Raw genomic sequence first — 26,106 nt, forward strand, 5'->3', positions numbered from 1 at the left:
GCACGATGTTCTCGGGCACCGACGCGTGATGATGGTGGGGGTGGAAGCCCGCTCCGTCCCAGATGACAAGGTGGATGGCGTGGGGATCACGTCGGCTGATCTGCTCCAGGAAGCTTCCGCTCATCTCGGTGTCGGCTTTGTTGGTGTAGAGGAACTCACTGCCTCCTCCCCCGATCTGCAGAGCCGCCCAGACATACTGCCAGTCATAGCGGATGGTGCTGTCCTTGTGGGCGCGCACGCCACGGCTGACCCAAGCCCGCCGGTGGCTGGTTTGCAGGCCGAAGCGCGCTTCATCGGCCACCCACAGACGCAGGGGACGCTGGCGCCAACGCTCGGCTCCCTTGTCCAGAAGCGCTTGGTAGCCAACTCTGGCCAGCTGCTCTCTGAAGGCTTGTTTGTTGTTGTGCTTACTGCGGGGATGGCGAGGCCGAACCACTTTCAGCCTCGCCCCGAGCTTTCCCATCCACCTCCTCACTGTTTCCTCGCTGCGTTGAACTCTCAACTGTTGCTCCACCCATTGCTGGGCCTGCCGCACGGTGCGAAAGCTTCCACGGTTCAATTTCTTGCGAAACTGCTTCCACCCTCGCTCATCCAATGCGGCCTTGCGGCCAGCCCGATGGTGTCCGCTCTCTCGCAGCCCTGCCACTCCCTTCTCCCGATACGTGTTCAGCCAGTTCTGGATCGTGGCCCGACTTCTCCCCAATTGCGCCGCGATTTCCGGCAAACTCAACTCTCCCTCCAGCCCCAGCGTTACCGCCTGCATTCGCTCTCGCACGATCCCGGCTTTCTGCTTCCTCAACTCCTGCTTCAATCGCTCGGCCTCCCCCAGCACATCCAATTTCGCTCGCGGTCTTCCCATCCTCCTTACTAACACTTCTCCTCTATTATACTAGTTATTTATGTGGATTGGTATAAGAAGAATCGAAAGAGGAAGCCGACTCAAGACAAACGAATGCTGCGCAGAATGCGACGACGCTTCACCGTCGAGAGAACCTTTGCCTGGATGCGCTGGTCTCGTAGAATCACTTCCCGCTGGGAGTTCAAATGGCTCAACTTCCTTGGTTTTATCGAGCTCTCAGCTCTTCAACTCTACCTCAAACGAATTTGAGATAGGTTCATGTAAAGCTTCAGTTTACAACGATGTTCACCAGCTTGCCGGGGATGACGATGACTTTGCGGAGGGTTTTGCCTTCGGTGTAGGGCTGGATTTTATCGGCAGCGAGGGCCGTTTTTTCCATGTCTTCTTTGCTGATGTCTTTGGGGACGGTGAGCTTGTCCCGCACTTTGCCGTTTACTTGGATGACGATCTGGATCTCGCTTTCGATGAGGTAGTCTTCGTTCCAGGTGGGCCAGGTGCTTTCGCTGAGGAGGCTATCGCCCAACGCCTTGGTGATTTCTTCGGTGAGGTGGGGGGCGAAGGGGTTGAGGACTTTGAGGAAGTCGCTGAGGAGGGCGTGAGGGATGATTTGGGCCTGGGTGAAGGCGTTGGTGCAGACCATCATTTGGCTGATGGCGGTGTTGAAGCTGAGGCGTTCGATGTCTTCGGTGACTTTTTTGATGGTTTCATGGACGACTTTGAGGAGTTTTTTGTCGGCCAGGGGGTCGCTGTCTTGGACTTTTTCGCTGAGTTGCCAGGTGCCGTTTTGCTGCTCGGTGAAGGCGACGCGCCAGACGCGGCCGAGGAAGCGGTAGACGCCTTCGACGCCTTTCATGCTCCACGGTTTGACTTGTTCGAGGGGGCCCATGAACATTTCGTAGAGCCGGAGGGCGTCCGCTCCGTATTCGCCGACCACTTCGTCCGGGTTGACGACGTTGCCGCGGGATTTGGACATTTTCTGCCCGTCTTCGCCCATGATGAGGCCTTGGTTGACGAGTTTTTGGAAGGGCTCGGGGGTGCTGAGGTGGCCGAGGTCGAAGAGGACTTTGTGCCAGAAACGCGCGTAGAGGAGGTGGAGGACGGCGTGTTCGGTGCCGCCTACATACAAGTCAACGAGTGCACTTCCACGCGCGAAGTTTTCGGTTTTCGGTTTTGGGTTTTCGGTATTTGGCTCGCCGCCGTCGGCGGCATTGCTCCAGTAGTGCTCGGCTTCTTCGGAGAGGAAGCGGTCGTTGTTTTGGGCGTCGCAGTAGCGGAGGTAGTACCAGCAGCTTCCGCCCCATTGGGGCATGGTGTTGGTCTCGCGGGTGGCGCCTTCGGGTTGGTTGACCCAGTCGGTGGCTTTGCTGAGGATGGGCTCGGGGTTGCCGGTGGGTTTGTAGTCTTCGAGCGGTGGCGCGAGGAGGGGGAGTTCGCTTTCGGGAAGGGCTTCGTGGTGACCATCGCGCCAGAGGATGGGGAAGGGCTCGCCCCAGTAGCGCTGGCGGCTGAAGAGCCAGTCGCGCAGTTTGTAGGTGGTGCGACCGGAGCCGAGGCCTTTCTCTTCGAGCCAGGCGATCATTTTGATTTTGGCTTCGGCGGTGGGGAGGCCGTCGAGAAATCCGCTGTGGATGGCGGTGCCGGGAGCGGTGTGGCCTTGCCAATCGGAGTCGTCGTTTGGCTGGACGACTTGCTTGATTTCGAGCGCGAATTTTCGGGCGAATTCGAAGTCGCGCTCGTCGTGGGCGGGGACGGCCATGATGGCGCCGGTGCCGTAGCCCATCATGACGTAGTCGGCGATCCAGACGGGGATTGGCTCGTCGTTGACGGGGTTGAGGGCGTGGGCGCCGGTGAAGACGCCGCTTTTGTCTTGGTTGAGGTCGCCGCGTTCGCGGTCGCTTTTGGTGGCACAGGCTTGTTGGTAGGCTTGGACGGCTTGCTTTTGCTCGGCGGTGGTGATGTCGGCGACGAGGGGGTGTTCGGGGGCGAGGACCATGTAGGTGGCGCCGAAGAGGGTGTCGGGTCTGGTGGTGAAGACTTCGATTTCCTGCTGAGAACCTGAAACCTGAAACTTCACACTCGCGCCTTCGGAGCGCCCGATCCAGTTGCGCTGGAGTAGTTTGATGGATTCAGGCCAGTCGAGCGGCTCGAGTTCGTCGATGAGGCGCTGGGCGTAGGCGGTGATGCGGAGCATCCATTGGCGGAGGGGGCGACGCTCGACGGTGTGGCCTTTCGCTTTCCATTCTTCGACTTCTTCGTTGGCGAGGACGGTGCCGAGGTCGGGGGACCAGTTGACGGGGGTTTCGGCGACGTAGGCGAGGCGGACGTCGTCGATATCTTCGCGCTTCCAGCCTTTGGCTTCCAGTTCGCTGATGGGCTTGGCCTTGTTTTCTGCTTCGTCGAAGTAGCTATGGTAAAGCTGGAGGAAGATCCATTGGGTCCATTTGACGTAGTCGGGCTCGGTGGTGTTGACTTCGCGGTCCCAGTCGTAGGCGAAGCCGAGCGCTTGCAGTTGGCGGCGGAAGTTGGCGACGTTTTCCGCGGTGGTGAGGGCCGGGTGCTGGCCGGTTTTGATGGCGTATTGCTCCGCGGGCAGGCCGAAGGCGTCCCAGCCCATGGGGTGGAGCACGTTGAAGCCCCGCATGCGCTTGTAGCGAGCGATGATGTCGGTGGCGGTGTAGCCTTCGGGGTGGCCGACGTGGAGCCCTGCCCCGCTTGGGTAGGGAAACATGTCGAGGACGTAGTATTTCGGCTTGCTGGGGTCGAAGTCGAGGTCGCCGGGCTGGGGGGTGCGAAAGGTTTTTTCCTGAACCCAATGTTTTTGCCAGGCGGGTTCGAATTCGTCGAAGGGAAATTGCTTGCGGGTGCGGCTCATGGTGGCGGTGCAAAAAGGGCCGGAAGGTAGCCAGTTTGCACAAAAAGAAAACCCCGGAAGCACCGAGGCGCGACCGGGGCCTCACAGCAACTGCAACAAGTTTCAATCCATGTCTTTCCAGTCCAAGAGGAGCTCGAGATAGTCGATGTAGGCTTCGGGGCCGCCCGGGCGGTAACCCGTGCGGGCGTAGGGGAGGCCGTCGGGATTGGTGAGAAAGATGCTGGGGTAGCCGGGGGGGTGGTATTCGGCTTTGAGGGCGGCGTTTTGCTTTTTGAGGGCTTCGCTTTGCTCGATTTGCTGTGGGAAGTCGACTTCCACGAGGATGAATTCCTCCGCAGCGTATTCTCGGAAGGTTTCTTGGGAGAAGACTTCTTCGTCCAGTTTGATGCACCAGGCGCACCAGTCGGAGCCGGTGAAGTGAATGAAGAGGTCTTTCTGTTCCTGGGCAGCTTGGGCCTTGGCGGCTTCCCAGTCGGTTTGCCAAGAGAGTTCATCGGCCGGGCTGCTCACGCTAAGGAGTAGGCTGATGGCGAGGAGTGGGATGGGCTTCATGGTGAGGATTGGTCGTTTCGGCAGGTCATTTTATTCCCTCAAAAGAAGTCAGCTGCAAGAAGGGGCCAAAGGGGCATGGTGCAAGATGGCCGAGGGAAAGTGGAAGTTGGTGATCGCGACCGGCAATGCGCACAAGCTGGAGGAGATCCGACAGATCTTGGGGGAGGGCGTGGAGGTGGTCGGCTTGAGGGAGTTCCCTGGGATCGAGCCCGAGGAGGAAACGGCCACGACCTTCGACGGGAATGCGCGCATCAAGGCGGAGAGTGTCAGTCGGCAGGTGGCCGGTTTGGTTTTGGCGGATGACAGCGGCTTGGAGGTGGATGCGCTGAAGAGGCAGCCCGGAGTCCGCTCGGCGCGCTATGCGGGGGAGGGGGCGAGCGATGCGGACAATCGTGGGAAGCTGATGGCGGCCCTCCGGGGCAAGGGGCTGTCAGAGAGCACGGCGCGCTTTCGCTGTGTCATGGCCTTGGCGCGGGGCGGGGAGACGATTGGCTCTTTTGAGGGAGCGGTCGAAGGCGTGGTCCGAGTGGAGGAGGCCGGGAAAGGCGGTTTCGGCTACGATCCCCTTTTTGTGCCGATCGGCTACCAGAGGTCCTTTGCGGAGTTGCCCGCGGCTATCAAGAATGCGCTGAGCCATCGAGGGAAGGCCTTGCAAGGCGTTCTCGATTGGCTGCAGGCTAATACCAACCTCCAGAAGTCACTGTTAGAATGGAGGTAAGGTGATGTGGGGAAGAGGCGCTGAAGCGCGGGGAAGGGAGAGCCGGTGTCTTTCGAGCCAGCCCTGGGTTGCTCCTCGGTTACGGTGCCTGCACCGCGCCCTCGTCGCGCCTTGGTCTGGCCGAAATCCACTCGGCCATTCTACCAGCCAATTCTGCGGCTTGGTATAAGGGGTGAAGGGGAGCCAAATCCGGATGCGACTTTTGCTGGCCTCTGGTGTTGGTAAGGTTTCACTCTCCAACCCCCTCCCCCTATGCTGCCTCGCTCCCCTGAGTGGATTCTTTGCGTTTCGTCTCTTTGTGCCCCGTTGCCAGTTGGGGCCGATGCGCTGCCGAGGCCGGATCTGGCCCTGCAAGGCGAGCAAGCCCTTTTGACTTGGCCGGGTGAGGGGCGCTTGTTTTCGAGCGATCGTCTCGGGGACCCTTGGACTGAGGTGGAAGGGGCGACGTCTCCGCACGCTTGGGCGATGTCCGATTCGGACCGCTCCTTTTTCCGAGTCCACTATGACACTTTCGGGTATCTGCCGGTGGATACCAATCAGAGCCGTTCCTACGATCTTTTGGGACAGGTCATCGATCCCGAGCCGAGCGATGGAGCCCCGCTCAGCGGGCAGGATGCGGCCTATGCGGTTTCTCCCCCGAGCTATCAGGACAACGGAGACGGCACGGTCACGGACCGACGCACTGGGCTCATTTGGCAGCAGGTGCCACCCTTGGCTTTTTACTCTTGGAGCGAAGCGCAGAGCTATGCCGAGAATTTGGTTTTGGCGGGGGAGAGTGATTGGCGCTTGCCGACCATCAAGGAGTTGTTTTCGCTGGCTGACTACAATGGCAGCAGCCGCGCCGGGATAGAACGGCCTTACTTGGACGAGTCGGTTTTCACGATCCATGACCCTCTGAGTGTGACGAACTTTTTTCCCGCGAGCACAGGCGGAACCAAGCGCGCGATCGATGGGCAGTTTTGGTCATCGACTCACTATGTGGGACGGACCATCAACGACGATTCGGCGACCTTCGGCTTCAATTTCATTGATGGCCGCCTCAAGGGCTATCCCAATGGCTTGCTGAGCGGCCCGACTGGGACGGCCTTTGTTCGCTGCGTTCGCGGGAACTCGGCCTATGGCAAGAACAATTTCATCGACAACGGGGATGGAACGATCACGGATTTGGCGACCGGCCTGATGTGGATGGCGCAAGACAGTGGGGCCTTTCCCGCGGCAGGTTCCCAGGGCGATGGGACCCTCGATTGGCAGGAGGCGCTCGCTTGGGCGGAAGCGCTCGATTTCGCTGGGTATGACGATTGGTTGCTACCCGACATCAAGCAGTTGCACACTTTGGTCGATTACAGCCGGGCCCCCGATGCTGAGGAAGCGGCGGCCCAAACGGTCGCGATCGACCCCCTGTTCTCGGTGAGCGAGACCGAATCCTGGTTCTGGAGCAGCACTTCCCTGGGGGACGATCTCTTTGCTTGGGGAGTCTACCAAACTTTCGGGCGGTCGCTCGCGATCGACCAAACGACCTTGGAAGCCACGGTCAACGCCCACGGAGCGGGCGCGGTTCGCAGTGATCCCAAAACCGGCAATCCAGCGGACTATGCGGCTGGGCATGGCCCGCAAAACGACCAGGTGCGGATTTACAACTATGCCAGGGCGGTCCGGTCTTGCCTGACTCCCCCTCTGGTGCCGGCGACGGAGCCGGGCGACCTCGTGGTGACCCTGGCGGGAACGGCGCCGGAGGATTTGGCGGTTGGGCCGCGGTCGGTGACTTTGGGCGGGGTGGAGGTGGACTTAGAGACGGTCTTTCGGAGCAGCCGCAACGAGATCAGCTTTGACTTTGAGACTTATGGTTTGCCGCCGGGCGACTACGCCGTGGAAGTGCGCTTCGCCGATTCGGAAGAGCTTTTGACCGGGGTGCATCGGGTGCATGCCAGCATCTTGCTTTTGATTGTGTATGATTGGGGCCACGACGCCAGCCCGCTCGACAACCAGGAGCCAGGCGTCTTCCTGGCCAAGATGCCGACTCTCCAAAGCTTGGCTGACGAAGGCTTGCGCTTCACCCAAGCCTATTCGCAACCGGCCTGCTCTCCCACCCGCGCCAGCATTCTCACAGGGCGTCAAGTTTGGCAGCATGGGGTGGGGATGCCTGCGGATTCCGGCAACTTCTCGGAAGCCGAAATCACTTTGCCGGAGATCTTCGCGACCATGGGCGCGCCGCATGACCTGCTCTCGGTGGGCAAGTGGCATCTGGGAGGAGAGGACAGCGGTTATGCGGACCGGGGGGGCTGGCCCGAGTTTTACGGCATCAATGGCGGAGGCGTGGGCAACTACGCCAACTGGTCGAAAAACAGCAATGGATCGGTCGAGACGACTTCGGTCTACAGCACCACCGACCAAGTGAATGAAGCCGAGGCTTTCATCAGAGAGCGGGTCGCCGCGGGCCAGCCTTGGTTCGCTTGGGTGGCCTTCAATGCGCCCCACTCCCCCTATCACGATCCGCCGGCAGAGCTGGCTCCGCCGGATGGCTATTCCGCCCAAGAGGTGGGGGAGTCCACCAGTTCCTTCCAATACCGTAAGATGCTGGAGGCGCTCGACACCGAGATGGGGCGGCTTTTGCAAGCGATCGACCCAGCGCAGACCACTATCCTGCTGATGGGGGACAACGGCACCCCTGGGGCCATCGTGCAAGCGCCCTATGGCAACGGGAATTCCAAGGGCTCCATTTACAATGGGGGAACCCATGTGCCTTTCCTGGTGAAGGGTCCCGCAGTCACGGTCGCGCCGGGATCGACGAGCGATGCGCTCGTTCATTGCGTGGATCTCTTTGCCACGATTTTGGAGCTGGCTGGTATCAACGAGCTGGGGGTCCCCCAGTTGGCGGCACAGAATACCCAGTCCGAGAGCCTCCTTCCTCTGCTGGAGGGAGGGGAGAGTGGCGGGCGCTGCGTCGTTTGTGAGAGCAATGACGGGGACGAGGCCCGGCGCTCCCTCCGCCTCGCAAGCCACCCTGACTACAAGCTGATCGTTCTCCAAGACCTCACGAGCGAGCTGGACGACCCAATTTTCGAGTTCTACAACGTCGGCTGGCCCGCTTTCGACGAGAACGAACAGAGTCCCCTCGATCTCAACAGCTTGAGCGGAGCGGCCCTCGCGGCCTACCAGGCCTGTCTGGCCAAGGAGGCCTCGCTCGGCGGGGGCTACAGTGATGGCCCGAGTTCCAGCTTTGACACGCTTTATCTGGAGCTGCCCACCACGGGAGTGACCCCGGTCGTGCCTGGGTTCACCCGTCCGAACGGCAACGAGATTGCGGTCACCTCCGTCACGGTGGACGGCCAAGCGGCCACCATTCTCGGGAGGTTCAACTCGGGGACGAGCCTGGCGGACGAGAGCGATGACCTGGCAGACCGCTACTGGGTCAAAGTGCGCCTCGCGCCAGCCAATGGAGGTCCCTATGCGGCCGCCCGAGTCATTTTTCCCGACCAGCCGGCGGGACAGGGCGGTGCGGCTCGCGAGTTCGATGCGGTTTCGATTGAAGTGCGCTCCTCTCTCTGATACCAACCTCCAGAATTCACTGGTAGAATGGAGGGAAGGAGGTGTGGGGAAGAGGCGCTGAAGCGCGGGGAAGGAAGAGCCGGTGTCTTTCGAACCAGCCCTGCGTTGCTCCTCGGTTACGGTGCCTGCACCGCGCCCTCGTCGCGCCTTGGCCTGGCCCGAAATCCACTCGGCCATTCTCCCAGCCGATTCTGCAGCTTGGTATGAGGAGTCCACCGCATGCTCGGCGATGGGAGGGATTGGTAGGTTTCAGGTTTCGGGGAGGTCAAGGCGGTGCCTTAGTCTGACGGTTGCTTGCGGGGCCTCTTTGTGGCAGGGATTCTTTTTGAAACCTGAAAGCTTTTTGCGATGATTGCCCCCCGTTTTTTCTTGTTGCTGGTGTGCTCCTTCCTTGGCTGGGCCTCGACTGGCCTGGTGGGACAGGAGAAGCCGAATATCGTTTTGTTTTACCTCGACGATTGGGCTTGGAATGGCTCGCCCATTCCAATGAATGATTCGGTGGAGAACTCCTTCATGCCGATTCTGGAGATGCCGCGTTTGGAGCAGCTCGCGCGGGAGGGGATGAAGTTCACGAATGCCTACGGCTCCCACCAATGCGCCCCGGCCAGGGCTTCCCTGCAAACCGGGCAGTCCGGTCCCCGCACGGGCTTGACGCTCGTTCTCGGAAATCAAAAAGACGACTACTATGACACCCGGCCGCAATACCGTAATCTTCCTCTGGTGCCCAATATCGCAGATGAGTCTCTCGATGCCGATGCCCTCACCATTCCCGAGGCCCTGGAGCCCCTTGGTTATGTGAGTGCCCATTTGGGGAAATGGCATCTCTACAGCGACCCGGGAGCGGAGGGGTATGTCTTGCACGACGGCGATACCGACAACAAGCCGGGCACTCCGAAGGACCCCGCGATCGCGGAAAAGGATCCCAAGCTGATGTTCAGCATCACGGAAAAAGCCATTGGCTTCATCAAGGAGCAGGCAGCTCAAGACCGTCCGTTCTATTGCCAGATCTCCCACTATGCCATGCATGCCGGGAGCCAGTGCCTGCCGGAAACTTTTGAGAAATACGCTGCTCATCCGAAGCTCCAGGCCTACTACGAAACGCTCGCAAAGCGCCCCAAGCCCAAGCAGGATCCTGCGATGTGGCTGGGCATGGGAGAGGATTTGGATGGTCGCATCGGAGCGGTGCTCGACACGCTGGCCAGCTTGGGGATCGAGGACAACACCTATGTGGTGGTGGTCTCAGACAATGGCTACCGCCACTCCGCGCTGGGAATCACCCCGGGCACCAAGCAGCCCCTCCACGCCCACAAGTGGTGGGCTTGGCAAGGGGGCATCCGGGTTCCCATGTTTGTGAAGGGCCCTGGGATTGCAGCCAACTCCACTTTCGAAGGCAATGTCATCAACTATGACTTTCTGCCCACCTTCGTGGAATGGGCCGGAGGAGATCCGGAAACGCTTCCCGAGATAGATGGCGTGAGCCTGGCAGCCTATATGGCTGGCCAAGATCCGGATCGGGAGTTCCTAAACCGTCCGCTCTATCTCCATGTGCCCCACTACCGAGAAGAAATTCCGCACTCCATCATCGTGGCAGGCGATGCCAAGGTCATCCACTTCTATGAGCGTCCGGATATTCCGATGCTTTTCAATTTGGCGGACGACCCGGGTGAAACCACCAACATCGCCCGGCAGTTTCCCGAGACCCATGAGAGACTCTTTGAGCAAATGATGACTTACTTGGAGGAGGTGGAAGCTCGCTTTCCGAAGGTCAATCCAGAGTATGACCCAGAGGTCTACCAGCGGCACAAAAACTACGCCAAATACCAGCGCTGGGGACCCTTTGAGGGAACGCGTCCGCTGGCGGAGGACGAGTTGTGATCCCGGAGTTTGGTCTCATACCAACCTCCAGAATTGGCTGGTAGAATGGAGGGAAGGTGTTTTGGGGAAGAGGCGCTGAAGAGCGGGGAAGGGAGAGCCGGTGTCTTTCGAGCTAGCCCTGGGTTGCTCCTCGGTTACGGCGCCTGCACCGCGCCCTCGTGGCGCCTTGGTCTGGCCCGAAATCCACTCGGCCATTCTACCAGCCAATTCTGCAGCTTGGTATCAGACCTTCTGGAGGGTGATCCGGAAGAGATAGGTCTCCGGATCGCGTGAGACGCGCTCTGCGATCAGGAGCCGCTGTTCTTCCGGGCTCTTTCGCTGGAGAAGGGCATCCTTTTGGTTGAGCGCTTGTCCCGGGAAATACATTTGGGTGACCAGTTCCTCATACCCCCGTTTGCTGACCTTGAAGTGAATATGAGGGGGCCGGTCCCAGCCTTCGGCGACGGGGTAGGCGCCCGGAAAGATGGTGCGAAAGCGGAAGCGACCGGCTTTTCCGCTGGGCACGATGGCCCAGCCTTGGAAGCCCTCGTCGAGGGGGGCGGGATTGCGGTCGTGCGGATGGCGATAGCGGCCGGCCGCGTTGGCTTGCCAGAGGTCGACGGTCGCCCCCTCCACGGCCTGGCCCGAGGTGTCTTGGACTGTGCCAGAGATGAAGATGGGGCGCCCTTGAGCCTGGACGGGGTAGCCTTCGACTTGGGTGAGGTCGAAGTCCTGGTCGGCTGGCGCAAAAACAGGATAGAACGGCCCTTGCACTTCGGAGGGGGTGGCCGGCTGGGGTGGCGAGACACGGTTGGCTCCGAGGGCGGTTCCGGCAGCCGCCAAGCCGCCGCCCGCCGTGTGGAGAAGGAAGTTTCGTCGCTTCATGCGAGGTGAGAGGCTGGAGCCGCCCAAGTATTTCCCGGATGTTTTCTCAATCCTGCCGGAGGCGCGTCCTGGCTCCTTCTTCCAAGTCATTCCCAGGACAGGGTCTTCTTTGCCCACGACTAGGGCGTAGCCACCGCCAGGGTCCGGAGCGCGCGGATTCGCTGCAAAACCGGGGGGTGGGAGTGGTCCATAAAGACGTGGAGCGGATGGGGCGTGAGATTGCTCAAGTTGCTGGCACTGAGTTTTTTGAGCGCGGTCACCAGATCGTTGGGCTGGCTGGTCACTTCGGCGGCGTAGGCGTCGGCTTCGAATTCGTTTTTGCGACTGAAGATGTTCATGCCGATGCCGATGATGCGGCTGATGGGTTTGAAAAGGACCGTGAAGAAAAGAATGCCAAGATAGACAGGAAGTTGGCCGCTCGTGGTGTCGACGCCGAAGGCTTCGTAAAGTCCGGCCTGGTTCAGGAAGAGACCCAAGAGAAAGAAGAGAAGGCCGGTTTGAAGCAGGCTGAGGACGATGGTCTGGTGGATATGCTTTTTCTTGAAGTGACCAATCTCGTGCGCGAGCACGGCCACGAGTTCGCCGGTGGTTTGTTTTTCAACCAAGGTGTCGTAGAGAGCGATTTTCTTGCGCTTGCCGAAACCGGTGAAGAAGGCGTTGGCCTTGGCAGAGCGTTTGGAGCCGTCCATGATGGAGATCTCGGTGAGCGGGAAATGGCACTTTTCCGCCATAGCGTGGATCTTGTTCTTCAGTTCTCCGTCTTCCAGCGCTTGGAACTTGTTAAAGAGGGGGAGGAGGTAGGTGGGGGCGAGCCAAGTTAGCAGCAGGGAGAAGGCCGAAACCACGATCCACGCCCAGAACCAGGCGGCAGGCACCGTGGCGAAGATCCAGAGCAAGAGCGCGAGAAGTGGCAGCCCGAGGAGGGCCGCGAGCGCCAGGTTCTTGCAGAAGTCGGCCACAAAGGTGGCGGGCGTGGTTTGGTTGAAGCCGAATCGTTCTTCGAGCACGAAGGTGTCATAGAGGTTGAAGGGAAGGCCTAAGAGCGTGTTGGCTAAAAAGAGCAGGCCGAAGAAGGCGAGGCCGGTGCCGACTGGCCCCCAGCCCCAGCTGGCGATGATGCCGTCGAGCCAAGGGAACCCACCCAGCAGCCAGAAGGCGAGGAAGACCAGGAGGGAGAAGGTGCTCTCGACGAGGTCGAAGCGGGTGTGGGCGCGGGTGTATTCCTGGCTCTGGGTGTATTTCTCGGCGTCAAAGGTGTCGGCGAATTCCTGTGGGAGTTTTGGCTGCAGCGCTTTGAGATTCAGGAGCGAGGCGATGACGTTGAGGGCGTAGAGGCCGACCACGATCAAGAGGAGGAGAAAGAACCAGGTGTTGAGCACGAGTTTGCTAGGGTGCGGTGTTCAGTTTTCGGGGAGAGGTGGGGGGCAATCCAAGTTTGGTCGCGGAGTTAGAAGGCTCGATTCCAAGGTGGTCAAAGCGGCTGCGCTGCGGTTAGGATGGTAGGCTGATGAGCTGCGCGGCCAGGGCTTCCCCGCGCTTTTCGAGGTCGGCGAGGTGGGTGGCGGCGATGTCTTCTAACTCGGTCAGGCTGCTGAGGTGGCTGAATTGCTGGCGGAGATTTTTGCCGAAAGGGAGGCCTTTGCTGTAGGCCATGAGCCGGCTGCGCATGGACATGAGAGTGAGTTCCTCGGTCGGGCGATACTTTTGCTCGATGGCGATGGCGCAGTGGCGGCGGATGAATCCCCAGCGTTCTTGGGCGCTCGGCTCGGGCATTTGTGTGCCGGTTTCGAGGTAGTGGCGGGCTTCTCGGAAGAGCCAGGGGCGTTGCATGGCGGCGCGGCCGATCATGACGCCACGGACTTTGGTTTCTTGGAGGCGGCGTTGCACGTCGTGCCCGCTCCGCAGGTCGCCATTTCCAATGATGGGAATGCGGGCCAGTTCGGCGCAGTCGCCAATCACTTCCCAATCCGCTTCCCCGCTGTAACCCTGAGCGCGGGTCCGGCCGTGGATGGTGACCGCTTGGATCCCGCAGCCCTCTAGCAGACCGACGACCTGAGGGGCGTTGATGCTTTGGCTGTCCCAGCCGATGCGGATTTTGGCGGTCACCGGGATGCCGGTGGGTTCAACGGCTCGGACGATTTCTTCGGCCACGCTGGTTAAGAGAGGGCAATCGCGCAGGAGGGAGGAACCTCCATTTTTGGCGACCACTTTGTTGACCGGGCAGCCGAAGTTGATGTCGATAAAATCCGGTTGTTTCCAGTCGATGATCTTGCGGGCGGCTTCTCCCATGCGGGTCCCGTCCGCGCCGAAGAGCTGCACCCCCACCGGGCGCTGGCCTTCCTCAAATTCGGTGTATTTACGGGTCCGCTCGTCTGCCTGCAAGATCCCTTCCGCGCTCACGAATTCCGTCACCATGACCTCGGCTCCTTGCTCCTTGCAGAGATCCCGGAAGATGAGGTCCGTGATGCCTGCCATGGGGGCGAGGTAGAGGGGGGGGCGTTGGGGGGAGAGCCATTTCATGGGGTTTCAGTTTTCAGTTTTCAGTTTTCAGTTTTCGGGGTTCGGGGTTCGGGGTTCGGGGAAGAGGCGCTCGGGGTTTTCTAGGAGTTCGGTGACTTCGCTTTGCACTTGATCGACCTGGGACAAGGGGATGCGCGGGTCGGCCACCATGAAGACCTCCCCGCTTTTGGCGTGCTCGTAGATGAGCAGACGGGTTTCACCGAGGTTTTGCTCGTCTTGCGGGCGGAGGAGTTTCTTACGTTCCAGCATGACGGCCAAGATGTAACGAGCGTTTTCGGTCAGGGGGTCGTCTTGTTCGATGAGGGCGCGGAGCAGGGATTCGGGATCGTGCGGGACTACTTGGACGGCTTCTTCTTTCGGGGGGTCTGCTTTGAATTCGCTCCGCCACGAGGAGAAGGGGCGGTCCTGAGAGGGGCGCTCAGCCCAGCCTTCTTCCGAGTAGTCACGACGGAGCAGGTCGTTTGACTCCGGGTCCTCAAAGAGAGCGGTCACGATGATTTGTTGGTCGGCGAAGGCTTCTTCTGTGATCGCGCAACGGGTGCCCCGTCGGCGAAGGTTCCATTTTTCCTGGATCATGGGGGCTTTTTTAGCTGGGGGAGTGTTCGGGCAGGGAGCTGGGTTCAAGAGGCTTGGCTTCTCTCTGTTTTTGGAAGGGCCAAGTGGGCCGGTTGGCGAAGCGGCAGTAGATGATCCATCCCCCGATTCCGCCAAAGAGGAGGTTGGCGGCCCAGGCTGCCAGCGGCGCGGGGAGGGCGTGGGACTGGCCGAGGGCTGAGAAAAAGCTGGTCAGGATGGTGATGCCAGCGAAGAGGCCGATGGCGGTGGCCACGCCCCCGAGGACCCCTCGCCGGGAGCTGACGAGGGCCAAGGGAGCCGCCAAGAAGCAGAGGAGAAAGGTCACGAAGGGCTCGGCCAAGAGGCGGTGAAGGTGGGTGCGGTAAGGGGCCAACTGCTTGTCCGGGCTTTGGCGATTGGCGATGAGGTAGCTTTGCAGCTGAGGGACGCCGAGGTGTTTTTCGAGGAGGCCACTGGAGGCCACTTGGAAGGGGGTTTCGCTCCATTCGCGAAGGACCAAGCGATCCTCTCCTCGTTCATGGCTGGCCGTGAAGGGCACGATTCGCATGGGGACGGCTTCGCCATCGAAGTGCTCGACGCGTCCCTTTTCCAAGGTCCAGTGGTTGGTTTCCGCGTCCCAGGTGACTTCCGTGGCGTGGTAGGTGGCGACGGGGTTGCGAGCGGCGTCGAACTGGCGGACGATGACGTGGCGGAGGGGCTCTCCCAGGTGGAAGGCGAAGGGGAAGCGACCGATGAACCAGTCTCGATGCTCACTTCGATTGAGGAAGGGATGGTTTTCGATGAGCGTCTGCCCCTCTTCCCTCGAGGTGAGGGCATTGAGAGTGGAGTCATTGCTGGCGCGGGCCCAGGCCGACCACTGGTAGTTCATGGCGAGGGCGGCCAAGCTGGCGTAGGCCCCGGCCAGGAGGACGGGGAGCAGCACTCGCAGAGGGTGGCGACCGGAGCCGATCATGGCGGTCAGTTCGTTGGCCTTCGACATACGGGTCAGCGAGTAGAGGGTGCCGAGGAGGAGGGAAATCGGTAGGATGAGGACCAGGATTTCCGGAAGCTGCTTGAAGTAAAAACCGGCTACCTCGGAGAGGCCGAGACCCCCTTGCGCGAAGTCCGGCCCATTGTCGCTCAAGTCGATCACAATCCAGATGCTGCTGAAGGCCAGCAAGCTGATGACGACTGGGGGGAGGAGGTGGCCGACGAGGTAGCGATCTTGGCGGGTGGCTTTGGAGTAGAGCCAGACCATCAAGACGGGAGAGGCCAGAAGAAAGGCCACCAGCGCCAGGTAGCCGAGGTAGGCTCCCAAGGCGGGAGGTTCACCCAAGCCGCCTTCGGTGGCGGCGCGGAAATTGAGGGCCAGTTCCGCTGGGAGCCAGAGCATGATCCCGAGGGTGCTGAAGAGAGCGGTCGTCGGGAGGGCGCTGCCCAGGCGACGAGCGATTCGCACTTTCAGCGGAAGAAGCGCCAACAAAAGAGCGGCGATTTGTGGCCAGAGAGCCGGGGCGATGGCCACAAAGCCACTCTCCTGAAACCCTTGGCTGGGCCAGGCATCCCGGAACCAGAGCGCGAAGACGAGGAGGGTGCCGAGGACATAGAGTCCCAAGGCGCGCCGGCTGCCCATGAGGCGTTGCCAAAAGCGCTCAGCTTCTTTTGCGACTTTGATGGCATAACGCTGAAAATCCATGGGCCTGACCAGGTAGCAAAAGCGGTCAGCAGGAGGGGTCTGTCAACGTGGAAGGGTTGGCCCTCGGCAGCAGTTTGATGTGCCCGCAGTCGGGACAGAAGTCAGCGGAAGCTTCGAAGCCGCTGTGGCAAAGAGAGCCGTGTTTGGCCCCGTCTTCTGCTGGAGTTTCCTCAAACGAGGAGGGGGCCACTTTCAGCGTTTTGAGAAGCGCTTCGCACTCATTGAGGGTGAGCCCGCCGGCTCCGGAGGGGGCCTATTTTGCCAGTCTCCCCCCTTCGCCCAGCGAAGGGGGTGAAACGTTCCTGGCTCAGGAAGTGGCGGCCACCGAGAGGGCCTGATCGAGGTCGGCTAGGATGTCGTCGATGTGCTCGATGCCCACGCTCAGGCGGATGAGCTCGGGGCGGATGCCTCCGGCGAGCTGCTGCTCTTCATTGAGTTGGCTGTGGGTGGTGGTGGCGGGATGGATGGCGAGGCTTTTGGCGTCTCCCACGTTCGCGAGGTGGGAGAAGAGGCCGAGGGCTTCGATGAATTTTTTGCCGGCTTCCGCGCCGCCCTGGATGCCGAACACGACCATGGGGCCGCCTTGCCCGCCGAGGTATTTCTGGTTCTTGGCGTATTCGGGGTCGGAGGCAAGCCCCGGGTAGCGGACCCATTCCACGCTCGGGTGTTGGGAGAGGTGCTGGGCGACGGCCAGCGAGTTGGCGCAGTGGCGCTCCATCCGCAAAGAGAGGGTTTCCACTCCCTGGAGGAAGGTCCAAGCCGCGTCGGGCGCGAGGCAGGCCCCGAGGTTCCGCATGGGCACGGTCCGCATGCGAAGGATGAAGGCGAGGGGGGCGAGCGGTTCCGGGAGGTCGTGGCCCCAGCGGAGGCCGTGGTAGGAGGTGTCCGGCTCGTCGTAGAGCGGGTGCTTGCCGGCGCCCCAAGAGAAGCGGCCGGAGTCAATCACCAGGCCGCCGATGCCGGCTCCGTGGCCTCCCAGCCATTTGGTCAGGGAGTGGATCACGATGTCGGCCCCGAAGTCGAGGGGGCGCAGCATAGCCGGGGTGGTGAAGGTGGAGTCCACCACCAAGGGCAAGCCCAGGTCGTGCGCGTGCTGGGCGATGGCTTCCAAGTCGGCGACTTCCAGGGCGGGATTGGAGACGGTTTCCGTGAAGAAGGCGCGGGTTTTGTCATCGGCGGCGGCTGCAAAGTTGGCCGGGTCTTGCGAGTCGACGAAGCGGACTTCGATCCCCAGTTTCGGCAAGATGTCGTGGAATTGGGTGTAGGAGCCGCCGTAGAGGTTGCGCGCGGAGATGATGTTGTCCCCGGCTTGGGCCAGGTTGATGACGGTGTTGAAGACGGCGGCCGTGCCGGAGGCGTGCGCCAGTCCCCCGGGCTCGGGCGCTCCTTCCAGGAGGGAGAGACGCTTTTCGAGCACGTCGTTCGTGGGGTTCATGAGCCGGGAGTAGATGTTTCCCAGTTCTTTGAGGGCGAAGAGGTTGGCTGCGTGCTCTGTCGAATCAAAAACAAAGGAGCTGGTCCGGTAGACGGGGACGGCTCGGGAGTTGGTGGTGGGGTCGGGCGCTTGCCCGCCGTGGAGACAGAGAGTTTCGAGTTTCATGAGGGAGGGAAGGTGGCCGGGGTTCCCTTCTGAGCAAGGAGTTCTCGCCGGGAGTTCGGGGAGAATGGTTGGCCTTTGCCCGCGATTGGCGTCCGCTTTGGCGCTGCGGCCCTTTCTTCGCGGAAAATTGGCCATTGGAAGGAAAATTTTCCCGATTGACGACGGGGACGGGGCGCTGCCTTGGTGCGGGATGAAGGTGAACAATATTCTTTACTATCTTTCGACCGGGCTGGTGACCCTTTTCATGGTCGGGGGCGGCTTGACTTACTTGGCTGGTAGTGAGCGGATCGAAGCGGCCTTTAGCTTTGAGATGCAGGGTGACTACAATGCGATTGGTTTTCCCGGCTGGCTCATTTTGCCGATGGGGATCATGAAAGTGGCGGGGGCGCTCGCGCTCTGGCTGCCTTTTGTGCCGAAGTGGATCCGCGAGTGGGCCTACGCCGGGATGTTTTTCAATCTTCTGCTGGCGATCGGTGCGCATGTCTTCAATCCCATCAACCCGGAGGACAACGATCTCATTGCGGTCTTGCCTTTTGTGATGGTGATCATTTCTCGCGCCACGCTTTTCCGGAAGGAGGCGGCCAAGGCCTGAGGGGGAGGGCGGAGCGTGTTGCGGATGGCGTTTTTGACATACCTTCGGCCGGCGGTCGGTCGCTGGGGGGCGGCTTTTTTTCTGGCCTCGCTTTCGGTTTTAGAAGGGGCGTCTTGGAAGACTCTCCCGACCCGGGGAGAGTGCACGGCGCGGCATGAGGCCAGCATGGTGACCTTGGGAGAGTCGCTCTATCTAGTGGGTGGGCGACGCAAGAACCCCGTCGATCGTTTCGACCTGGCCAGCCAGACTTGGGTCCCGATGGCCAAGCCGCCTTTGGAATTGCACCATTTTCAAGCGGTCGTCATCGAGGGGAGGATTGCCGTGATCGGCGCCTTCACGGGCAAGTATCCTAAGGAAAAGCCGGTGCCGAATATCTGGTTTTTTGATCCCGAGGAGGATAGTTGGGAGAAGGGGCCCCGGATTCCGAAAAACCGGAGACGAGGCGCGGCTGGGGTGGCGGTGGTGGGGGAGGAGGTCTACCTGGTGGCTGGGATTGTGAATGGCCATTGGGATGGGTTTGTCCCTTGGACGGATCGCTGGAATTGGAAGACGGGGCGCTGGACGGAGTTGCCGGATGCTCCCAGGGCGCGGGACCATTTTCATGTGGCGGTCATTGATGGCAAGGTGGTGGCAGCGGGCGGGAGGACGACCCATGCGGCCGTCAAGCGGACCTTCCAAGAGACGATTGCGGAGGTGGATTACTTTGATTTGGAGAGAGAGGCGTGGTTCACCCACGAAGCTCGTCTGCCCACGCCCCGGGCTGGGTGCATGGCGGTGGCGCACGAGGAGACGATTTTTGTGGTTGGTGGCGAGTCGGGCCAGGATTTGGCCCACCGAGAGGTGGAGCGATTTTCCTTTGCTGAGAGCCGTTGGCTCCCCTGCCCGCCCTTGAACCGGGGCCGGCATGGAGCGGGCTTGGCCATTCACGGCGGGCAGATGTATGTGGCCTCCGGGAGCGGCAAGCGGGGGGGCAAGCCGGAGTTGGATTCGGTGGAGGCGATTTCTGTGGGAGATTTGCTGGACGAGCCTTGAGGAATGACTTCGTGAGGGCGCTTGGTGGGAGGCGCCGGGGGGGGGCGCGCGCGAGAGCAGGGTTCGGGTTCCGGTGGCCGCCTGCCTTTAGATTGCCGAGATTTCCAAGAGGGAGGCGAGGATTTTTTCGGCTCCGGCTCGCGAGATGCCTTTGATTTGTGCGATTTCTTCAGCGGAGGCGTTTTGGAGGCGGGTGACGCTTCCAAATTTTTCCAGCAGGATCTTTTTCTTGGCCTGGCTGATCCCGGGGACGTCGTCGAGGAGGCTTTCCCGGACCCGGCGTTTCATGAGCAGTTGGTGGTAGCCATTGGCGGTGCGGTGGGCTTCGTCGCGCAGGCGTTGCAGGAGTTTGAGCGATCCGCGGTCGTGAGGAATCCGGAGAGGCGTGCTTTCCCCAGGGAAGAAGATTTCTTCTCGTTGTTTGGCGAGGCCGACGATGGGTTGATCGTGGAGGCCGAGGCGTCGAAGCTCTTCCAAGGCGCTGCTGAGTTGGCCTTTGCCCCCGTCGACTACGATGAGGTCCGGCAGCCGGACGAGGGGCTTTTTCCGCTGGGAGGCGCGGCCTTCGCTTTCGGCCTTTTCGGCTTGGTGGATGAGCCGTTGGGTGGCTTCGCGTGGGCTTTCGGTCGTTTCGGTGGCTTGGTCTCGGGCGGCTTGGCGGGCTTCGAGCAGGATGCGGGAGTAACGGCGGCGAATGACTTCCGCCATGGAGGCGAAGTCGTTCTGGGCGTTTTCCAGGGTTTTGATTTTGTAGCGGCGGTAGGCGGCATTGTCCGGTTTGCCGTCCCGAAAGCGCACCATGGAGGCCACGCTGTAGGTGGTGCTGATGTTCGAGATGTCGAAGCATTCAATGAGCTTGGGCGGACCGCTCAGGCGGAGATATTCGCCCAGTTCTTCGATGTCGCTCTCCGGCTGGATGGCTTCGCCCATGCGTTGGGTGTTGGTGGAGCGAAATTGGCGGGTGGGACGGAGGGTTTTTTCGAGGTTGGTGAGGACGTCTCGCAGTTGGGCCGCCCGTTCGAAGTCGAGCTGGCTGGCGGCTTCTTCCATCTCCGCTTTCACGCTTTTGAGAATGGCGCGATCGCCGCGTTCGAGGAAGGAGCAGGCGGAGGCGATCCGTTCCCGGTAGGTGTCCCGGTTGACGCGGCCGATGCAGGGCGCGGCGCAGTTGCGGATGACGTCTGCGTTGCAGTGTTTGTAGTCCCGCTCGCCGGGGGTCTTGGGCCGACAGACGCGGAGGCCGTATTCCTTATTGATCCAGTCAAGGGTGGCGCGGAGGGCGCCGGAGCTGGCGAAGGGGCCGAAGTAGCGGGCACCATCGGGTTTTTTCAATCGGGTGGTCTGGAAGCGGGGGTAGGGGTCCTCCAGGTGGATTTTGAGGAGGAGGAAGCGTTTGTCATCGCGGAAGGCGATGTTGTAGCGAGGGCGGAACTCCTTGATGAGCTTGCCTTCCAGGAGGAGGGCTTCCGGCTCGTTGCGGACGAGGTGGATTTCGAAGTCCCAAATGGAGTGGATGAGGGCCCGAGTCTTGGCTTCGGCCAGGGTTTGACGGGAGGGCTGGAAGTAGTTCGAGAGGCGTTTTCGGAGGTCGCGCGCCTTGCCTACGTAGATGACCTTGTTGAGTCGATCCCGCATCAAATAGACGCCGGGACGGTGAGGGACGTCTCGCAGGCGGGCTTTGAAGTCTGTTTTTTCGGGTTTCAGGGTGCCGGAGGCTTACAGGGACAGTTTACGAGTTCGACCCGCTGCGGGTCAATTCTGGGGAGGGAGGAATCGCAAGCGCCCCCAGGCCAAGGCAGGGGGAGTGGGAGAGGGGGGACAGGTGCGGAGAGCCCCGGGGAATGAAATTCGGTTTTTTCATTATGGAGATTTGAAGCTTTTACGGACTTTCCCGTCCTAGGAGCGCTCTTGCCTTTGCATGGCCCGGCCGACGGGGTAGACTAGGGGCGTTTTCCATATGAAGTGCTTTTCCACGATCCTGTTCTCGTTCCTGCTGCTGGCCTCGGCCTCGGCGCAGCTTCCCGAGACCCTGACCCAGCCAACGGGTGAGCCTCTCGATTGGATCGCTTTTCGCGATTACCTCCAGCAAGGCGGCATCATGATGTATCCGCTGGCGGCCCTTTCCTTTTTCGTGGTCCTGCTGGTTTTTTTCTACTTTTTCACCATCCGCAAAGGCACGGTGGTGACCAATCGATTCATGAACCAAGCGGAGTCCCTCCTCCGCTCCCGCGACTACCTGGGGCTGATCGCGGTTTGCTCCCGCAGCAACCAGGCGATTTCCCACGTTATGAACAAGACGCTGGATTTTGTGACCAAGAATCCGGAGACCGATTTCGACGAAGCCCGGGAGGTGGCGGAGGCCGAGGGAACGCGCCAAGCGGGCTTGCTCAACCAGCGCATCACCTACTTGAACGACATTGGGTCGATCGCGCCCATGGTCGGTCTCTTGGGAACGGTGCTCGGGATGATCAAGAGCTTCAATGAGATCGCGGAGACGGCCCAGATCGGTGCCCGTCAGATGGACTTTGCCGGGGGGGTGTCCGAGGCGCTCATCACGACGGCCAGTGGCTTGGTGGTGGGGATCCCGGCGCTCGTCTTTTATTCCTACTTCCGAGGCCGGGTTCAAAGCTATGTCTCGGAGCTGGAGGCGGCTGCCACCCATTTGATGGCGCTTTTCTCTGCGCAGCAAAAGCGCGGCGGGGCGGTGCAAGGCTTCTCGCCCGAAGGCCATCCCGATGAGGCCTATGGCCGCTATGCCTTGGGTCGCGAGCGACGCGACCCCCAAGGACTCTAAGACGAGCCTCCCCTGATGAAGTTCCGGAGCACCGTCCAGTCCGAGAAGGCGACTTTCCAGTTGGCCCCCATGGTCGACATCGTCTTTCTGCTGCTGATTTTTTTCATTGTGACGTGGAGCTTTGTTCGCTTTGAAACCGAGTTGGAGGTTTCGGTGCCGGCCGCGGAGGAGGGGGAGGACCCGGAGCGGACGGTGGGCGAGATCATCATCAATGTGCGGGCCGATGGCACCATCGTGCTGGAAGGGCAAAGCTTGAGCGAGGACCAGTTGCTGGAGCGCTTGGTCAGCATTGCGGCGGTCTTTCAGGACCAAGCGGTCATTCTCCGGGGCGACCGCCAGACGGCTTACGAGGACGTGGTGAGAATTCTCGACATTTGCGCCAAGGCCAAGATATGGAATGTGGCCTTTGCCACCGAGCGCCCGGAATCAGGATGAAAACACGAACGATCATTTGGCTGCTAGCGATCGGTCTGGTGGGGCAGGTTCTGGCTCAGGACGAGATCGAGATCCGACCGGCCCGTCCGGTCACGCCTCCGGCCGTCCCGGCTCGCCCCGTGGCGCCGGATGCCAACCAACCGCTCTTCGATCTCGCGAACCTGGCCTTCCGCCAGAGCGACTTCGAGATCGCCTCTCGCAAGTATGAGGGCTACCTCCGCCAGGGGCAGACGCACCCGAACGCCCGGATCGCCATTTTCCGTTTGGCGGAGTGTTGGTTGCAGATGGGCTTGGCGGACAAGGCGGCCAATGGCTACCACGCGCTCATCAAACGCTACCGCTCAGGAGCCTACATTTCCGAGGCGGCCTTCCGCTTGGCGGTCATGCATTACAATGAGGAACAGCACGCGGACGCGGAACGTCTCTTTGGCTTGGCGCGGGATGAGGCGCAGGTCGATGAAATCCGGATCGAGGCCTCTTACCGCCGGGCCTGGTCGCTCTCCTTTTTGGACCGCAAGAAAGAGGCGCTTTTGGAGTTCAAACGGGTGGTGGAGGAAGGGGAGGGCAATCCGTTTCTGGATGCCTCCCAGCTGCGCATCGCCTACCTTGAGAAAGAGCTGGGCGATGATGAAAAGGCGCTCGCGGCCTTCTTGCCGCTTTCCGGTCCGGACTCTCCTTCTCACATCCGGAGTGAGGCGCTCATGCAGGTCGGTCTCCTCTACACGGAGAACGAAAAGCTGGAACAAGCCAACCGCTACTTCCAGGAGGTGCTCCGCCTGCCTGACAAGAGCAATTGGAAGCCAGCCGCCCAGTTTGGCCTGATCCGCAATGCCCACGCCCAGGGGGACCACCAAGGAGTGGTCGAGGCCTACGAAAGCGGGGTCTACAAGTTTGAAGACGAGACGCGGCTCAAAATGCTCATGCTGGTGGGAATCGCTTACCAGCAATTGGAGCAATTCATTAAGGCGGTGCGCGTCTTCGGCATCATCGAGAGCTTTGGAGGGGAGGCCCCGGAGCGGGTCGAGGCCGGCTACCGCAAGCTGATTTGCTTCTACAATCTGGAGGACAAGAACATGCCGGACTTTGTGGATTTCTTCCTCAAGACGGTCGCGGCCATTGATCCCGACTCCAAGTACATCCACCGCGCGCTCTTTCTCAAGGCCATGCATTTGTATCATCACATGGATCGCCCGGGAGAGGCCACCCAGGCCTTCGAGGCCATTCGTGTGACCAAGCTGGAGGACCAGCACCTCCGGACTTTTTATTATGACCGGGCTTGGGCCTATGCCGAGGCCAAGAACTATGGTCGTGCAGCCGGGGCCTTCACCGACTTCGTGAGAGGGTTCCAAGACGACCCCGCGGTGCCCACGGCTCTGGCCCAGCGCGGGTTCAGCTACCAACAAACCAAGCAATACACCGCGGCCATCGAGGATTACGAGAAGGTCATCCGCGACTTTCCCGAGCACAAGGCGGCCGAATTTTCCTACCAGCAGAGCGCCTTTGCCTACGAGCAGATGAATCGCGTTCCGGAAATGATCGCCCAGTTCGAGGGGCTGTTGGAGAAGTTCCCGGAAACAAAGGCCGCGCCCGAGGCCAACTACAAGATTGGCACGGGTTACTTCAAACTGGAAAAATACGCCGAAGCGGTTCCCTACCTCGCCCGGGCCCGAGAGCTCGACGAGGTGGCCTTTGGAACCGATTGCTCGCTCCAGATCATTCTCTGCCAGTATGCGCTCCAGCTGGTGGATCCCCTTTTGGAAGAGGTGGAGTTCTTTTTGGAAGTGCGGGACGACGCCACGCGCATTCCTCCGCGGGTCCTGGCTTGGTTGGGTGCCACCCTCTTCGAGCGGGACCGTTTTGAAAAAGCAGAGCGGTTCTTGGCGCTGGCGTCCACTCCGGGCGAGCCCAAGCTGACCAAGAGCTTGGTGTGGCGCTATTTGGCGATGGCGCGTTTGCAGCTCGGTTCGGCGGAGAGTGCGCTCACGGCGGCCGAGGCTTATTTGGAAACGGTCGAGAACGTAGGCAACCAAGCCAATGGAGCCATTCTGAAAGCGCAGGCTCTCCGGAAGTTGAGTCGCTATGACGAGGCGCTGGCGGCGGCGGACGTCGGCCTGGCCTTGGTCAAGGAAGGGCAGCTCAATGCCTCACTTCGCCTGGAGAAGGGCGATGTCGAGATGGCTCGCGGCAACCCGGACGAGGCGGCCAAGCATTACGTCATTCCCGCGCTCAATATCACCCACCCAGAGGTGACGCCCCGCGCTTTGGCAGGGGCAGCCCGGGCGCTCCAGGCGGCGGGCAAACGGAATGAGGCCGCCAAATACCAGGCTCGCTTGGCGAGTGAGTATCCTGATTTTTAGGTTTTAAGGAAATTTCGCAGGAGCTGGAGGCCATTGTCTTGGCTTTTCTCTGGGTGGAATTGGGTCGCGAAGAGGGGGCCGTCTTGGAGAGCCGAGGCGAAGCGCACTCCGTAGTCGGTCCACGCGGCCACCAGCGCTGGGTCTTCTGGTTCCGGGTAGTAGGAGTGCACGAAGTAGAAGTGCGGGTCTTCTGGAAGGGCTGCCCAGGCCGCGGCCGAGGTGCTGACAGGGCGGGCCACGTTCCAGCCCATGTGGGGCACTTTCAGGGAGCCGCGCGGGAAGCGCTTTACGATTCCCCGGTAGTGAGCCAGTCCCTCCACTTCGGGCGATTCTTCACTCCGCTCGAAGAGCAGTTGGTAGCCGACACAGATGCCAAAGAAGGGCCGGCCGCTGGCAAGCCACTCTTTGACACCGTCCCACAATCCGCTTTCCCGGAGATTGCGGACACAATCGCCAAAGGCCCCCACGCCCGGGAGAACCAGACGATCCACCTGGGCGAAGTCTCCCGGTGAGTGGAGGAGCTGCGGGGCGGCGCCGAGCGCTTGGAGCGTGTTTTGCACGCTGAGAAGATTGCCGCTGTTGTAATCGACGATGCCGACGGCCGCCATCAGAGAACGTCCTTGGTGCTGGGGACGCCTGTGACCCGCGGGTGGAGGCTGCAGGCGGTTTCCAATGACTTGGCCAAGCCTTTGAAGAGGGCTTCGGCCATGTGGTGGCTATCGCGCCCCGTGAGAATGGTCGCGTGGAGATTGCAGCCCAGGGTATTGCTGAAAGCGCGGAAGAACTCCTCTACCAGCTGGAAGGAGAATTCGCGCACGGGCTCGGGCTTGCCGGGGGCTTCAAAGTGGAGGAAGGGGCGTCCGCTGAGATCGAGGGCCACGCGGGCCAGGCATTCATCCATGGGCAGGAGGCACCAGCCGTAGCGGCGGATCCCGACTTTGTCTCCCAGGGCTTGCTTGAAGCACTGGCCTAGGACGATGCCGGTGTCTTCCACGGTGTGGTGGTAATCGACCTCGATGTCGCCCACCGCCTTGACCTCTAGGTCGAGGAGGCCGTGCTTGGCCAAGAGCGTGAGCATGTGATCAAAAAAGGGCACGCCGGTCTCGATCTTTGATTTTCCTGAACCGTCAAGGTCCAGACAGACGGTGATGTCGGTCTCGCCGGTTCGGCGGCTTTGTTCTGCGATGCGCGCGGTGGCCATGGTTACGGGGCTCCCTCGCCGTGCGGGGAGAGACTGTC

The 26,106-nt window shown here is 60.9% G+C and carries 20 protein-coding genes; 8 read left to right on the plus strand and 12 right to left on the minus strand.

Annotated features, from left to right (window positions below):
• From AAF555_07445 to AAF555_07455, 3 genes are all read right to left on the minus strand, one after another.
• The coding region (locus AAF555_07445; protein ID MEM6911404.1) for an IS630 family transposase at positions 1-859 on the minus strand (859 nt) is incomplete at its 3' end.
• 268 nt (positions 860-1,127) lie between these two features.
• Positions 1,128-3,731 (minus strand): class I tRNA ligase family protein, encoded by a 2,604-nt coding sequence (locus AAF555_07450; protein MEM6911405.1) that lies wholly within the window; start codon positions 3,729-3,731, stop codon positions 1,128-1,130.
• Positions 3,732-3,833: 102 nt separating this feature from the next.
• Complete coding sequence (locus tag AAF555_07455; GenBank protein MEM6911406.1) at positions 3,834-4,283, minus strand: thioredoxin family protein; 450 nt, start codon at positions 4,281-4,283, stop codon at positions 3,834-3,836.
• A gap of 85 nt (positions 4,284-4,368) precedes the next feature.
• On the opposite strand from AAF555_07455, the gene rdgB reads away from it, so the two are divergent.
• The 3 genes from rdgB to AAF555_07470 all read left to right on the plus strand — a co-directional run bounded on the left by rdgB (position 4,369) and on the right by AAF555_07470 (position 10,422).
• Positions 4,369-5,001 (plus strand): RdgB/HAM1 family non-canonical purine NTP pyrophosphatase, encoded by a 633-nt coding sequence (gene rdgB / locus AAF555_07460; protein MEM6911407.1) that lies wholly within the window; start codon positions 4,369-4,371, stop codon positions 4,999-5,001.
• 465 nt (positions 5,002-5,466) lie between these two features.
• A complete protein-coding gene (locus AAF555_07465) occupies positions 5,467-8,547 on the plus strand; it encodes a DUF1566 domain-containing protein (GenBank protein MEM6911408.1) in 3,081 nt (1,026 codons plus the stop codon).
• Between the two features lie 348 nt (positions 8,548-8,895).
• Positions 8,896-10,422 carry a sulfatase-like hydrolase/transferase gene (locus tag AAF555_07470; GenBank protein ID MEM6911409.1) on the plus strand — a complete coding sequence of 509 codons (1,527 nt, stop codon included), beginning with the start codon at positions 8,896-8,898 and terminating at the stop codon, positions 10,420-10,422.
• Positions 10,423-10,644: 222 nt separating this feature from the next.
• On the opposite strand, the gene AAF555_07475 is transcribed toward AAF555_07470, so the two are convergent.
• From AAF555_07475 to AAF555_07500, 6 genes are all read right to left on the minus strand, one after another.
• Positions 10,645-11,286, minus strand: a complete 642-nt coding sequence (locus AAF555_07475) for a protocatechuate 3,4-dioxygenase (protein MEM6911410.1) — start codon at positions 11,284-11,286, stop codon at positions 10,645-10,647.
• Positions 11,287-11,405: 119 nt separating this feature from the next.
• The gene (locus AAF555_07480; protein MEM6911411.1) at positions 11,406-12,665 is read right to left on the minus strand and encodes a M48 family metallopeptidase; all 1,260 of its coding nucleotides are present in this window, start codon (positions 12,663-12,665) and stop codon (positions 11,406-11,408) included.
• Positions 12,666-12,777: 112 nt separating this feature from the next.
• Positions 12,778-13,806: a tRNA dihydrouridine synthase DusB gene (gene dusB, locus AAF555_07485; GenBank protein ID MEM6911412.1), complete on the minus strand. Its 1,029-nt coding sequence runs from the start codon at positions 13,804-13,806 to the stop codon at positions 12,778-12,780.
• A 27-nt stretch (positions 13,807-13,833) separates the two neighbouring features.
• Positions 13,834-14,382 carry a hypothetical protein gene (locus tag AAF555_07490; GenBank protein MEM6911413.1) on the minus strand — a complete coding sequence of 183 codons (549 nt, stop codon included), beginning with the start codon at positions 14,380-14,382 and terminating at the stop codon, positions 13,834-13,836.
• A 10-nt stretch (positions 14,383-14,392) separates the two neighbouring features.
• On the minus strand, positions 14,393-16,057 hold the full coding sequence (locus tag AAF555_07495; protein MEM6911414.1) for an LptF/LptG family permease: 1,665 nt from the start codon (positions 16,055-16,057) through the stop codon (positions 14,393-14,395).
• A gap of 307 nt (positions 16,058-16,364) precedes the next feature.
• On the minus strand, positions 16,365-17,657 hold the full coding sequence (locus tag AAF555_07500; GenBank protein MEM6911415.1) for an O-acetylhomoserine aminocarboxypropyltransferase/cysteine synthase family protein: 1,293 nt from the start codon (positions 17,655-17,657) through the stop codon (positions 16,365-16,367).
• Positions 17,658-17,847: 190 nt separating this feature from the next.
• Here AAF555_07500 and AAF555_07505 point away from each other — a divergent pair, with 190 nt between their 5' ends.
• Positions 17,848-18,249, plus strand: a complete 402-nt coding sequence (locus tag AAF555_07505) for a DoxX family protein (GenBank protein MEM6911416.1) — start codon at positions 17,848-17,850, stop codon at positions 18,247-18,249.
• Between the two features lie 24 nt (positions 18,250-18,273).
• Positions 18,274-19,281 carry a hypothetical protein gene (locus AAF555_07510; GenBank protein ID MEM6911417.1) on the plus strand — a complete coding sequence of 336 codons (1,008 nt, stop codon included), beginning with the start codon at positions 18,274-18,276 and terminating at the stop codon, positions 19,279-19,281.
• Positions 19,282-19,368: 87 nt separating this feature from the next.
• Here AAF555_07510 and AAF555_07515 read toward each other — a convergent pair whose 3' ends face one another.
• Positions 19,369-20,985, minus strand: a complete 1,617-nt coding sequence (locus AAF555_07515) for an excinuclease ABC subunit UvrC (protein MEM6911418.1) — start codon at positions 20,983-20,985, stop codon at positions 19,369-19,371.
• A 253-nt stretch (positions 20,986-21,238) separates the two neighbouring features.
• Between AAF555_07515 and AAF555_07520 the strand changes: the two genes are divergently transcribed.
• From AAF555_07520 to AAF555_07530, 3 genes are read left to right on the plus strand one after another with little or no spacing between them, the layout of a single operon-like run.
• Positions 21,239-22,075, plus strand: a complete 837-nt coding sequence (locus AAF555_07520) for a MotA/TolQ/ExbB proton channel family protein (protein MEM6911419.1) — start codon at positions 21,239-21,241, stop codon at positions 22,073-22,075.
• A gap of 15 nt (positions 22,076-22,090) precedes the next feature.
• Positions 22,091-22,510 (plus strand): biopolymer transporter ExbD, encoded by a 420-nt coding sequence (locus AAF555_07525; GenBank protein MEM6911420.1) that lies wholly within the window; start codon positions 22,091-22,093, stop codon positions 22,508-22,510.
• Positions 22,507-24,867, plus strand: coding sequence for a tetratricopeptide repeat protein (locus tag AAF555_07530; GenBank protein MEM6911421.1), 2,361 nt, complete (start codon positions 22,507-22,509; stop codon positions 24,865-24,867). The genes AAF555_07525 and AAF555_07530 overlap by 4 nt, the downstream gene beginning before the upstream one ends.
• Here AAF555_07530 and hisH read toward each other — a convergent pair.
• Together hisH and hisB are read right to left on the minus strand one after the other, a co-directional pair.
• Positions 24,864-25,475 carry an imidazole glycerol phosphate synthase subunit HisH gene (gene hisH, locus AAF555_07535; GenBank protein MEM6911422.1) on the minus strand — a complete coding sequence of 204 codons (612 nt, stop codon included), beginning with the start codon at positions 25,473-25,475 and terminating at the stop codon, positions 24,864-24,866. The two genes, AAF555_07530 and hisH, sit on opposite strands and share 4 nt — an antisense overlap.
• Positions 25,475-26,068 carry an imidazoleglycerol-phosphate dehydratase HisB gene (gene hisB / locus AAF555_07540; GenBank protein ID MEM6911423.1) on the minus strand — a complete coding sequence of 198 codons (594 nt, stop codon included), beginning with the start codon at positions 26,066-26,068 and terminating at the stop codon, positions 25,475-25,477. The genes hisH and hisB overlap by 1 nt, the downstream gene beginning before the upstream one ends.
• Positions 26,069-26,106: the final 38 nt, after the last annotated feature.

This window comes from Verrucomicrobiota bacterium (assembly GCA_039027815.1).
Lineage (GTDB): Bacteria > Verrucomicrobiota > Verrucomicrobiia > Verrucomicrobiales > JBCCJK01 > JBCCJK01.

What these genes read in the sequence shown, in the direction of transcription:
- AAF555_07450 (MEM6911405.1), bottom strand. Translation starts at nt 3,731, where the DNA reads ATGAGCCGCACCCGCAAGCAATTTCCCTTCGACGAATTCGAACCCGCC.
- AAF555_07455 (MEM6911406.1), bottom strand. Translation starts at nt 4,283, where the DNA reads ATGAAGCCCATCCCACTCCTCGCCATCAGCCTACTCCTTAGCGTGAGC.
- rdgB (MEM6911407.1), top strand. Translation starts at nt 4,369, where the DNA reads ATGGCCGAGGGAAAGTGGAAGTTGGTGATCGCGACCGGCAATGCGCAC.
- AAF555_07465 (MEM6911408.1), top strand. Translation starts at nt 5,467, where the DNA reads ATGTCCGATTCGGACCGCTCCTTTTTCCGAGTCCACTATGACACTTTC.
- AAF555_07470 (MEM6911409.1), top strand. Translation starts at nt 8,896, where the DNA reads ATGATTGCCCCCCGTTTTTTCTTGTTGCTGGTGTGCTCCTTCCTTGGC.
- AAF555_07475 (MEM6911410.1), bottom strand. Translation starts at nt 11,286, where the DNA reads ATGAAGCGACGAAACTTCCTTCTCCACACGGCGGGCGGCGGCTTGGCG.
- dusB (MEM6911412.1), bottom strand. Translation starts at nt 13,806, where the DNA reads ATGAAATGGCTCTCCCCCCAACGCCCCCCCCTCTACCTCGCCCCCATG.
- AAF555_07490 (MEM6911413.1), bottom strand. Translation starts at nt 14,382, where the DNA reads ATGATCCAGGAAAAATGGAACCTTCGCCGACGGGGCACCCGTTGCGCG.
- AAF555_07495 (MEM6911414.1), bottom strand. Translation starts at nt 16,057, where the DNA reads ATGGATTTTCAGCGTTATGCCATCAAAGTCGCAAAAGAAGCTGAGCGC.
- AAF555_07500 (MEM6911415.1), bottom strand. Translation starts at nt 17,657, where the DNA reads ATGAAACTCGAAACTCTCTGTCTCCACGGCGGGCAAGCGCCCGACCCC.
- AAF555_07505 (MEM6911416.1), top strand. Translation starts at nt 17,848, where the DNA reads ATGAAGGTGAACAATATTCTTTACTATCTTTCGACCGGGCTGGTGACC.
- AAF555_07510 (MEM6911417.1), top strand. Translation starts at nt 18,274, where the DNA reads ATGGCGTTTTTGACATACCTTCGGCCGGCGGTCGGTCGCTGGGGGGCG.
- AAF555_07520 (MEM6911419.1), top strand. Translation starts at nt 21,239, where the DNA reads ATGAAGTGCTTTTCCACGATCCTGTTCTCGTTCCTGCTGCTGGCCTCG.
- AAF555_07525 (MEM6911420.1), top strand. Translation starts at nt 22,091, where the DNA reads ATGAAGTTCCGGAGCACCGTCCAGTCCGAGAAGGCGACTTTCCAGTTG.
- AAF555_07530 (MEM6911421.1), top strand. Translation starts at nt 22,507, where the DNA reads ATGAAAACACGAACGATCATTTGGCTGCTAGCGATCGGTCTGGTGGGG.
- hisH (MEM6911422.1), bottom strand. Translation starts at nt 25,475, where the DNA reads ATGGCGGCCGTCGGCATCGTCGATTACAACAGCGGCAATCTTCTCAGC.
- hisB (MEM6911423.1), bottom strand. Translation starts at nt 26,068, where the DNA reads ATGGCCACCGCGCGCATCGCAGAACAAAGCCGCCGAACCGGCGAGACC.